An 8,518-nucleotide genomic window follows, 5' to 3' on the forward strand; every position below is an offset into this window, starting at 1 on the left:
AGATGTTGTATTTAGATTTTCTGCGCCATGGAGAAACCAGCTTAAGTCATACCTTACGGGGTAGAACGGATGATGCTTTGACTGCGAAGGGTTGGGCGCAAATGCAGTCTACCATCACACAGTCTGAGCAGACTGGTCAGGCGTGGGATGTCATTTATAGCTCACCATTACAGCGCTGCCGTCTGTTTGCAGAGCAGTGGGCGGAGCAAAAACAGCTCCCTTTGTATATAGAACAGAATTTGCAAGAAATAGATTTTGGAGAATGGGAAGCTCAGCCGACCGAGCGACTCTACCAACAATTTCCTAATGAATTGGCTCAATTTTGGCAAACGCCGTTAAGTTTTACACCGCCTCAGGCAGAAAGCTTATTGGCATTTAAAAGCCGTGTTCTAGAGTCTGTAGAGACGTTAACCCAGCAAATGCATAAGCAGGGCTGGCAACGGGCGTTGATTATTTCCCATGGCGGAGTGATTAAACTCTTAAAATGCCAAGCGCTGAAACAGCATGATAATGATCTTTTAAAAATGTCCGCAGAGTTGGGACAGTTGAACCGCTTTGTATTCGATCAAGGGCAGCTTCAGTTTATTCAAAGTGAGGACGTGTAATGACACCGTTTTGGATTGCATTACAGTTTTTAACGACGTTTCCAGTTCGCTTAAGCGCAATGCCAACGCCCCAGCAAAATGCGCAGGCATTGTTGTTTTATCCTGTAGTGGGTTTGCTCATAGGCGGCATTCTGTATGGGATTGTCCTGTTATTGCATGCTTTGCCACTTGTGCTGTTAAGCAGTGTGATTCTGGTGTTATGGATTTGGCTGACAGGTGGTTTGCATCTGGATGGTTTAGCCGACACTGCCGATGCTTGGATCGGTGGTTTTGGCGATAAAGCACGCACACTTGAGATCATGAAAGATCCGAGTTGTGGGCCGATAGGTGTACTCAGCCTTGTCATTGTATGCATCTTAAAGTGGTCTGCACTGTATGTGTTATTACAAAAACAGCTGTATACAGCGCTGATCCTCTTTCCTATGTTAGGGCGTCTCGTACCGCTATTTTTCTTTTTAAGCACAGACTATGTGCGTGCGAAAGGACTCGGCAGCCAGTTGAGCCAACATTTAGCACGACCGATGGCAGTGGCAATTTTACTGCTTACGCCTTTGGTGGCTTTGTATTGGGCATGGATTGGTGTTGTAGTGATTGCCACATTTTATCTGGTACTGTGGTATTTGCGATATAAATTTATACGGCGTATTGGTGGTGTGACTGGAGATACCATTGGTGCCAGTATTGAAATAATTGAATTAGCGACACTCTTTAGTTTTGTGATGGCTACCTTTTATTTCACTTAAGTTAGGGAATAAATAAGAGCTTCTCAGCGTGAAAGGTGTGCAGTCATACATTGCCGAAAGAAAAAATAATAAAAAGATAGCGAGCTATATGCACTTGAAACAAAGGTCTTCCGTCATCAGCAAAACACATTTGTAGATATGTTGTGAAAATCCAAAGATTTCCGCGCTAGTTATCTACAGAGATATGATAAAATTGCGAAAATTATTTTTTATGTGCTGACGCTTCATTTCGTCACACGATTCAGGTAAAACAACGTTGAATTCTGAAAATATGTCAAATCCCATTGATTTCCAAAAAGTTGCTTTAGAAACACTAGAGATAGAGCGTCAGGCACTCTCGGTACTTGCTAAACAAATCGATGATCGTTTTAGCCGTGCTTGTGAAATTATCTTAAAGTGTAAAGGTCGCTTAGTCATTACTGGCATGGGTAAATCAGGGCATATTGGCCGAAAAATGGCAGCCACATTTGCCTCTACAGGTACGCCATCATTCTTTATGCACCCAGGTGAAGCGGGGCATGGTGATTTGGGGATGTTGGTTGCAGGTGATGTGCTGATTGCGATTTCAAACTCAGGCAAGAGTGATGAAATCATGATGCTGATGCCTTTGATCAAATATTTGGGTGTGCCTTTAATTACCATCAGTGGGGATGACCGTGCGCCGATGCCACAGAATGCTGATGTGGCGCTAACGTTAGGCAATATCCAAGAAGCGTGTCCATTAGGTCTAGCACCAACATCGAGTACAACGGCGACTTTAGCTTTGGGTGATGCATTGGCTGTTGCACTGTTAGATGCACGCGGGTTTACTTCAGATGACTTTGCACGCTCGCATCCTGCGGGTGCTTTGGGTAAACGCTTGTTATTACATGTGAAGCATTTAATGCACACTGGAGACGAACTACCGAAAGTGTCTCCAGATACAGCAATGAACAAAGTTCTGTACGAAATATCTAACAAACGCCTAGGTTTAACCACAATTGTGGATGACAATGATCATCTATTGGGGATTTTTACCGATGGTGACTTACGCCGTTTGATTGATAAACAGCAAGGTTTTGATGTGAACTTGGCGGTGTCTGATGTGATGATTAAGAGCCCGCTGACGATTTCACCGGAAGCACGTGCTGTTGAAGCCTTAGAGCGAATGAATGAAAAGAAAATTAACCAATTTGTCGTTGTTGATGAGAGCAATAAAGTCATTGGTGTTTTGAGTATGCATGACCTGATTCAAGCTGGGGTAAATTAAAAAATGGCTTCTTATATTTTGTTAGAACAAGCGCGTTATGTAGAAGCTCTAGTTTTGGATGTTGATGGTATTTTAAGTGATGGTTTTGTGACTTTGACTAACTCGGGAGACGAAATCAAATCTTTCGATATCCGTGATGGCTTAGGTATGAAACTGGTTCAGCAAGCTGGTGTGAAAGTGATTATTATCACAGGACGTAAAAGTCAGATCGTAGAAAAACGGATGTCTGATTTGGGCGTGGACCTTGTTTATCAAGGCCGTGAAGACAAAGGTGTTGCATTGCGCGAGGCTTGTGCAAAATTTGGTATTTCACCCGAAGATTGTTTATACATGGGTGATGATTGGCCAGACCTATCTGCATTTGCCATTGCAGGCATGAAAGTGACCGTGCCAAATGGTCATTTAGAAGTACGTCGCCGTGCCGATTTGGTAACTCAAGCGATGGGTGGACGTGGCGCGGTACGTGAAATCTGCGATATGATTTTACAAGCCAAAGGTGTATACGAAACTTTACTTGAAAAGTACACCGCAGTCCCGCATTAATCTGTATGCATGCATGAGAGTTTAGTTAACATTTATGGATACTAAAGTTTTATATATCACTGCTGTAGCCATTGCGGCTATCAGTAGTGGTTATTACTATTACAGCGGAAAAGGGCAAAAGCTCGAGGTCGATGGTGCGCAAAGCATGACCTATTCTGCTGAGCAGATCCAACTGACTCAAACAGATGAGGAGGGTAATTTATACGTCCGCGCAAAAGTAGATCGTCTTGAGCAGGACATGCAAAAGAAGACCTCTAAGTTAGAGAACTTAAATGCTGAGATGTATAAAGATGGAAAAGTGGATGCGACTTTCTATGCCAAGCAAGCCAATGGCATCAACGACAACGAAAAAGTCGTTCTGACAAACCAAGTGGTTGCAAAGAAAATGTTGGATCAAGGTCAGATGCAGTTTGAGACCGCAGAATTGACTGCGTTTCCACAGACGCGTGAACTTGAATCTCAGCATCAAGTGGTTGTTACGACACCACAAGCCGAATTTGTTAGTCAGGGCTTAAAAGCGAATTTAAATACGGGTCAATATGACTTTTTCCATATTCGAGGGAAGTATGAACCATAATCCAAAATTTTCTATTTCTAAAACTTTCCTCAAGCAAACACTTGCACTGAGTTTAGGTGTGGCTGTTTCAACTTTTGCTTTAGCACTACCAAGTGACCGTAGTAAAGCGATTTCGTTGGTGGCAGATCGAGCAACGTTTAATGAAAAAACGGGTGTTACGACGTACACAGGCAATGTCATCATTGAACAGGGTACGATGAAACTACAAGCAGATTCAATTGTTGCCAATTTAAATCAAACCCGTCAAATTAGCACCATTACGGCCAATGGTAAGCCTGCACGTTTCCAGCAGCAAGTCAGTACCAATAAAGGTATTGCCAAAGGTCAGGCGCAAAAAATTATTTATAATGCAGAAACAGGCATTATTACCTTATCCGGCAGCGCACTTCTAGAACAAGATGGTGCCAGTATTCGCGGTAATACATTACGTTATAGTATGAACAAAGGTGATATCGAAGCGATTGGTACACCAAACAGCAGTGGTTCGTCGAGTGGTCGTGTTCAAATTGTGATCCCACCTTCAGGTTCTCAATCCTTCCCAGGAGCGCGTGACTAATGGAGCAAACTCTCAATCAGCCACAAACCCTATGTATTAAGCATCTCGCGAAAAACTACAGTAAGCGTTGGGTAGTGAAAGATGTATCTTTTAGCATGCAAAGCGGACAAATCGTAGGTTTACTTGGCCCTAATGGTGCAGGGAAAACCACCAGTTTCTATATGGTGGTTGGACTGGTGCGTATGGACAAAGGTGAAATTCATCTTGATGACCTAGACATGTCTGATTTGGCCATGCATGAACGTGCGCGTAAAGGTATTGGTTACTTACCTCAAGAAGCATCAATTTTTAGAAAACTCACTATTTCTGAAAATATTATGTCGATTTTGGAAACGCGCAAAGATCTAAATAAAGAACAACGTAAACAGCGTCTGCATGAATTGCTGGCCGATTTCAAAATTAGCCATATTAAAGATTCATTGGGTATGAGTGTGTCTGGTGGTGAACGTCGTCGTGCTGAAATTGCACGTGCACTGGCAGCCGATCCAAAATTTATGTTACTCGATGAGCCTTTTGCTGGGGTTGACCCAATTTCAGTGGGTGACATTAAAGATATTATTCGTACTCTAAAAGACCGTGGTATTGGCGTTCTTATTACGGATCATAACGTTCGTGAGACTTTGGCGATTTGTGAACGTGCTTATATCGTGAGTGAGGGTGCGGTGATTGCTGAAGGCTCTCCAGATGAAATCTTAGCCAATGAAACCGTGCGTCAAGTTTACCTTGGTGATGACTTCACTGTATAAGCTTTTTCTGCGTCAATGAAAATAATTGGCGCAGATTTCCCTCTCATATTTTTAATCTATCGCTTTGTATTGAATTAAGAATAGGGCATCCCTTTATATTCAAACTGCGCGCTCTGCCATCCTTTTAAATCGCTTTTTCAGCATGTTACACAGTATGCATATCTCTTTATTTTGTGTGGGCTTAAAGCGAAAAGCCATTTTCATACGATAGCTGATTGAAAATACGTTATAATTTTTTGTGAAATTTTTAAAAATTACGCTATGCCATTTACCATCTCTAGTTTAGTGAGCTATGAAGAAGACATTAAGAAAAGTCGTTTTCAAGCTTTTGCTGTGCCTGTTGAAAATGAACAAGCCGTTAAAGATTTTCTAGAGCAATATAAAGATATCAGCACCACGCATCAGTGCTGGGCATGGAAAATTGGCCACAATGTTCGTTTCAATGATGACGGTGAACCTTCAGGTACCGCAGGTCGTCCTATTTTAGCGACCATTGAAGGCAATGAACTGACCAATGTTTTGGTTTTGGTCAATCGTTGGTATGGTGGCGTCAAGCTAGGCACAGGCGGGTTGGTACGTGCTTATGGTGGAACAGCAGGTCAGTGTTTACTGTTGGCTGAAAAAATAGAACTCATTGAAAAGAAAAAAGTGCATTTTGCCTGCCAATTTAATGAATGGGCGATTTTCCAGTACGAGCTGAATAGCCAGCAGATTGAATTTAATGAGCAATATACTGCGGATGGCGTGCTTGTAGAGGCATTATTACAAGTGCATCAGATTGAAGTGCTCGCACTTAAAATACAAGATGTGACCCGTGGACGTGAAGCCTTAAAAATTGTGGATGACCATCATGACTGATCCCTTATTAAAATATCGTGAGCAGCATAAGCATCGCTTAAACTATATGCCCTGGTTGTATTGGTCGCTCAAGCCTAAAAACCGTGTGTGGGCTGATGTATGGCAGCAAGAATACCAAGCTTATCTAATGGAAATGGAAACGGTTGAAATTGGTCAAAACTGTTTTATTTCTCCATTGGCACACATATTTGCAGAGCCTGGTCGAAAAATTGTCATTGGGGACAACACGTTTATTGCTGCCGATTGTACTTTGCATGGGCCTTTAGATATTGGCAGCGAAGTCGCGATCAACCACCATTGTATTTTAGATGGTGGTCGTGTGGGGATTAAGTTACATGATCAAGTGCGTATTGCGGCATATTGTCACTTATATGCCTTTGATCATGGTATGGCACTCAGTGATCCGATTTATCAACAACCTGTGCGTTCACAAGGGATAGAAATTGGTCGGGATGTTTGGTTAGGTGCACATGTGGGTGTGAAAGATGGGGTGAAAATTGGTGCACATGCTGTGGTGGGGATGAATAGCATGGTAACCAAAGATATCGCCGAGCAATCGATTGTTGCTGGCAATCCTGCACAGTTTATTCGTTTACGTGATTAAGATATCAAAGAATATTGAACATTTATCAATACTTAATTACATAAAAACCTGCCATCAAAAAAAAAGATATGCTAAGTTTAGAACAACAATGAGACCTTATACCAAATGCGGTGTAATGAGAGGCGATAATGAAACGAGTCATTGCATGTATTGATTCTTCCCCTTGTATCAATGCTCTAGCAGAAGCTGCGGCGTGGATTGCAAAACAGACGGGGCGGGAATTGGTCCTTTTACAAGTTTTGGATTATTATCCTGCAAGTTATCACTTAGGTGAAATTAGTGGGGTAATTGGATTTGAAAGCAATGCAATGTTGCTCAAAGAGCTGGCTGAATTAGAGCAAAAACAAAGTGAACTTGCGCTCAGTTATAGCAATAATTTGCTCGATCATATTTCGAAACTCATTCTCGAAACGCATGACCTACATACAACGCATATTCAAGAAAAGGGTGACTTTCTAGAGCAAAGTTTTAACTTATTGCATGAAGATGACATTGTGGTGATTGGCCGTGTGGGTGAGAAATCGGCTGAACGCAATAAACCATTGGGCAGTAATGTTGAGAACTTTATCCGTGGCGCAAACTGTACCGTCATGACGGTAGGCGATAGCTTTAAGCCACCTACGCGCTTTATCTTTGCCTATGAGTATTCACCGACCTGTGTGAAGATGATGAAACGGATTGCGCAAAGTGATCTACTGCGTCTCTTACAATGCCATTTAGTCTATGTCGGTGACCACCCTGAAATTTTAAGAGAGCCTGAACAATATCTGAAAGATGCAAATTTAGATGTGATTACAGAATATCGTTATGGTGACGTGGCTGAGAATATTCTGGAATACCAAAATGAGCATGGTATACAACTGATTGTGCTCGGTGCATTCAGCCACAGTAAAATTCATCAGTTCTTCTTGGGCAGCATTGCAACCACCATTTTTAGGAATGCCAAAGTTCCCTTACTGGTCGCCCGTTAATTTAGAGTGATTTCTCTAAATTGGAACTGTTTTATCCATAGTTATCCGCATTAATTGTGGATAACTATATGGACAGTAAATGTAAGTTTATAATTTATATAAGCTTAAATTAATCGATTGTTTTTTAATCTAAGTTTTAGCTTATTTTACAATGGCTAAGGCAAATCCATCATGTCCTTTGCTACCAACAGTTTGAAGTGCGGTGCACGACAAAATTTTCGGATGGTTTTGCATCGCTTTGAACATATCTCGAATCCCTTCAATACTTGGTTTGTGATTTTCAGGATTGATAATATCGCCTGCACGAATCACGTTATCGAGGAAAATCAAAGTACCTGAATGAGATAGGTTCAGGCTTAATTCTAAATACTCTGGATAGCTTTGTTTATCGGCATCAATGAAAATAAAGTCGAAAGGTTCAATATCTGCAGGCAGTGATTTAAGGATATCTGCTGCACGCCCACATTTGAGTTCAACGTTTTGTTTAAGCTGAGCTTTGTCGATATTTTCTTGACCCATCGCGGCATGCGTATCACGCCCTTCAATCGTTAAAATATAGCTGTCTTCAGGTAAAGCACGCGCTAACCACATGGTGCTATAGGCGGCAAAAGTGCCGAGCTCCAATACCCGCTTACATTGATTCATTTGAATCAGCATTTGTAAAAGCATACCTTGGTTGGGTGCAACAGCTAAGTGATCTGGAAAACCATGCTTCTCTGTATTTTCTAAAGTTTGCAGTAGAATTGGGTCTTCAGGAATTAAATGTGCATCGATATAGTTATCAATCTCTGTCCACATTTGTTGCATAGCATGTTCACCTTGGTTGCGATGTGGAGCATTTTAAACTTTTATTTTCAGAGTGCAATTTTTCCGACCATATTTGTTGAAATCAATGCTCAAAAAAAGAGGTCATATTGACCTCTTTTAATTTTTAAAAACTAGGGTCTGTTGACATTTACTGTTCATAATTAACCCTATAAAGGTAGCCATAAAAATATACAGGCTAAAGCAACAGAACTTTGATAATTTCTTTTGAGCTTGTCATATCGAGTAGCTATTCCTCTAA

The 8,518-nt window shown here is 41.5% G+C and carries 11 protein-coding genes and 1 pseudogene; 10 read left to right on the top strand and 2 right to left on the bottom strand.

Features of this window, described 5'->3' with window-relative positions; translation table 11 throughout:
• Positions 1-2 precede the first annotated feature (2 nt).
• From HYI04_RS07095 to HYI04_RS07140, 10 genes are all read left to right on the top strand, one after another.
• Positions 3-605, top strand: a complete 603-nt coding sequence (locus tag HYI04_RS07095) for a histidine phosphatase family protein (RefSeq protein WP_039890094.1) — start codon at positions 3-5, stop codon at positions 603-605.
• Positions 605-1,348 (top strand): adenosylcobinamide-GDP ribazoletransferase, encoded by a 744-nt coding sequence (locus HYI04_RS07100; RefSeq protein WP_005400646.1) that lies wholly within the window; start codon positions 605-607, stop codon positions 1,346-1,348. The genes HYI04_RS07095 and HYI04_RS07100 overlap by 1 nt, the downstream gene beginning before the upstream one ends.
• 271 nt (positions 1,349-1,619) lie before the next feature.
• The gene (locus HYI04_RS07105; protein WP_005400647.1) at positions 1,620-2,597 is read left to right on the top strand and encodes a KpsF/GutQ family sugar-phosphate isomerase; all 978 of its coding nucleotides are present in this window, start codon (positions 1,620-1,622) and stop codon (positions 2,595-2,597) included.
• A 3-nt stretch (positions 2,598-2,600) separates the two neighbouring features.
• Positions 2,601-3,140, top strand: a complete 540-nt coding sequence (locus tag HYI04_RS07110; RefSeq protein ID WP_004982122.1) for an HAD family hydrolase — start codon at positions 2,601-2,603, stop codon at positions 3,138-3,140.
• 34 nt (positions 3,141-3,174) lie between these two features.
• Positions 3,175-3,717 (top strand): LPS export ABC transporter periplasmic protein LptC, encoded by a 543-nt coding sequence (gene lptC, locus HYI04_RS07115; RefSeq protein ID WP_005400648.1) that lies wholly within the window; start codon positions 3,175-3,177, stop codon positions 3,715-3,717.
• Positions 3,707-4,273 (top strand): lipopolysaccharide transport periplasmic protein LptA, encoded by a 567-nt coding sequence (lptA, locus tag HYI04_RS07120; RefSeq protein WP_004982118.1) that lies wholly within the window; start codon positions 3,707-3,709, stop codon positions 4,271-4,273. The genes lptC and lptA overlap by 11 nt, the downstream gene beginning before the upstream one ends.
• Positions 4,273-5,019: an LPS export ABC transporter ATP-binding protein gene (gene lptB, locus HYI04_RS07125; protein WP_004696348.1), complete on the top strand. Its 747-nt coding sequence runs from the start codon at positions 4,273-4,275 to the stop codon at positions 5,017-5,019. The genes lptA and lptB overlap by 1 nt, the downstream gene beginning before the upstream one ends.
• Positions 5,020-5,280: 261 nt before the next feature.
• Positions 5,281-5,877 carry a YigZ family protein gene (locus HYI04_RS07130; protein WP_159152910.1) on the top strand — a complete coding sequence of 199 codons (597 nt, stop codon included), beginning with the start codon at positions 5,281-5,283 and terminating at the stop codon, positions 5,875-5,877.
• Positions 5,870-6,481, top strand: a complete 612-nt coding sequence (locus HYI04_RS07135; RefSeq protein WP_159152911.1) for a DapH/DapD/GlmU-related protein — start codon at positions 5,870-5,872, stop codon at positions 6,479-6,481. The genes HYI04_RS07130 and HYI04_RS07135 overlap by 8 nt, the downstream gene beginning before the upstream one ends.
• Before the next feature lie 128 nt (positions 6,482-6,609).
• Positions 6,610-7,452 carry a universal stress protein gene (locus HYI04_RS07140; protein ID WP_159152912.1) on the top strand — a complete coding sequence of 281 codons (843 nt, stop codon included), beginning with the start codon at positions 6,610-6,612 and terminating at the stop codon, positions 7,450-7,452.
• Between the two features lie 141 nt (positions 7,453-7,593).
• Here HYI04_RS07140 and HYI04_RS07145 read toward each other — a convergent pair whose 3' ends face one another.
• Both HYI04_RS07145 and HYI04_RS07150 read right to left on the bottom strand, forming a co-directional pair.
• Entirely contained in the window at positions 7,594-8,259 is a 666-nt protein-coding gene (locus tag HYI04_RS07145; protein WP_159152913.1) for an O-methyltransferase, read from the bottom strand.
• 167 nt (positions 8,260-8,426) lie between these two features.
• A pseudogene (locus HYI04_RS07150) lies at positions 8,427-8,518 on the bottom strand (IS5/IS1182 family transposase); the annotation flags it as partial.

Source organism: Acinetobacter sp. SwsAc2, from assembly GCF_013391465.1.
In the GTDB taxonomy this organism is placed as follows: domain Bacteria; phylum Pseudomonadota; class Gammaproteobacteria; order Pseudomonadales; family Moraxellaceae; genus Acinetobacter; species Acinetobacter johnsonii.